This is a genomic window from Vibrio sp. 10N.222.46.A1 (assembly GCF_041473595.1).
In the GTDB taxonomy this organism is placed as follows: Bacteria; Pseudomonadota; Gammaproteobacteria; order Enterobacterales; family Vibrionaceae; genus Vibrio; species Vibrio tasmaniensis_A.
Genome location: NZ_JBFRSN010001106.1, coordinates 1 through 1,883, shown reverse-complemented (window position 1 = coordinate 1,883; position 1,883 = coordinate 1). Strand labels below are relative to the sequence as shown.

The 1,883-nt window shown below is 42.5% G+C and carries 1 pseudogene; it reads right to left on the bottom strand.

The features are described from left to right. Nucleotides 1-1,883 (bottom strand): annotated as a pseudogene (locus AB4496_RS24265) (hypothetical protein); the annotation flags it as partial.

Below are 1,883 nucleotides of genomic sequence, written 5' to 3'. Positions count from 1 at the left end.
ATCAATATTGTCTTCGTTGATTTGAATGCGATTTACACTGAACTTTCCAGGGTCAGCGTCAGCAGTGACATCAATAATGATGTTTTGCTCTACAGAACGAGCCTTAGTTTTATCATTTGCCCCACCGTTAGTAGTATCTTCATAAGGATTCAGTGTTTCCTCTGTAACCGCTGTTGCTTCGAACTCTATCTGACCCGAGAAATTATCAATAGGGTTAACCACGGTGGTGTTAATGTCTTCTGCCGCTATTTTATATACACCACCCGCCGTCAGCGTAAGCACATTGCCGTCTTTATCAAGAAGCTCAAACTTTCCGTCACCTTCAACAACTTTCAACTCATAAGTGATCGTTTCAGTTTGGCTACTATCTTGTGATACTGCGTTTAGCTGCAACGTGACGTTGTCTTCATCTTCATTGACTTGATACTGATAAGTGCTGTTGCCATCATCCCAAGTAGCAATATCCGCTACCGCTTCAATCTCGATTTTGAAACTTGAGTTTACTTTGTGGTCAAGAGTGCCTCCATTATCGATCTCCAATTGATAGCGGATCTCAACGCCATTACTATCTGAACCATAGTTTTGGTCAGGAACGAAATAAAGGTTTTCGATGGTTGCAATGGTTTGTCTTACTTCACTTGGGTTTAAAGCATAGCTTTGTTGCATTTGAGGCGGTCCAAATAATATTTGACCGTTAGTTTCAGGCGTTAACTTGTGATACTCACCACCCTCAAAGTAATAGAACGTGCCTCTATGGTTACTGTTTTTTATAATCAGTTGACCGATAGACTCGCTGTTATCCCTGTCATTCAGGTTAACCTGAAGCGCAACTTGAGCTGGTGCATTAGGTAATCCGCTTTGGTTGTCTTGTATATTTTCAAGAATCGGAGCATCACCTGCAGCATATGGTATTGTTGAGTCTCTACCCGCATCCTCAAAGGTGGTCACTGTCAGCGCGATTTTCGACGAATTCCTATCCGTAATAGTGATGTCCAAGGGTGTCGATGACGTATCTGAATCGCCATCCTTCGCTGTTACATTAATAGAGAAATTAATTTCATCACCAACATGCTCTAAGTAATTATTGGCTCTAAACTCAATCTCACCATTTGAGTTTATTTTCAGTCTACCCAGTTCTCGAGGATCAACAGAGCCATTAATTTGCTCGTAAACTCGAATCTGTTGGCTACCACTAATTAAATCGAAGTCACTACTGTAAGACCCACTGTTCCCTGAACGGAAAACAATTCCACTTCCGTCAAATGCCTCAATTTTGCTCAGTACCGCACCATCGGCACCGACATCTGTAGCATCAGCAAACATATCGACTATAGAGCCGCGATAACCCTGACCTTCAACACGAGTAATCGATTGTGTTGTCACTAATGGAACATCATCCGTCACCGTGATCTTCAGATCGATCGCATTCGATTGGTCTTGATCAAAATCTTCAGCAACGATTGAGAAATCAAGATCTATCGCATTCTCATTTGCACCATCAGGGTGCTTCAGTGGTTTAAATAATTCGAATTGATAGCTGTTATCAGAGGTATCGAAAACAATCTCAAACACGGCTTCATTGCTGGTCACAGTTTGAGCAACATAGGTGAATGTTGTGCCGTTTTGTGAAACAGCTAGCCACTCTAAGCTTTCTCCATCGGAGGTTAAACCGGTCAAGACTAAATCTTCATCAACCAGTTCATACTTCACAACGCCATCGGCACCTTCATCGACGGTGAACAGTCCATTGATAATGGTGTCTTCAGATTGATCCGAACCTATGCCTGAAAGGTCGTCTTCATCGACAACCGTTTCGCCCGTCGGCGGCGTCATTACTGGAACATCATCAATGACTTGAATTGGTAGTTGATACTGGTTGGAGT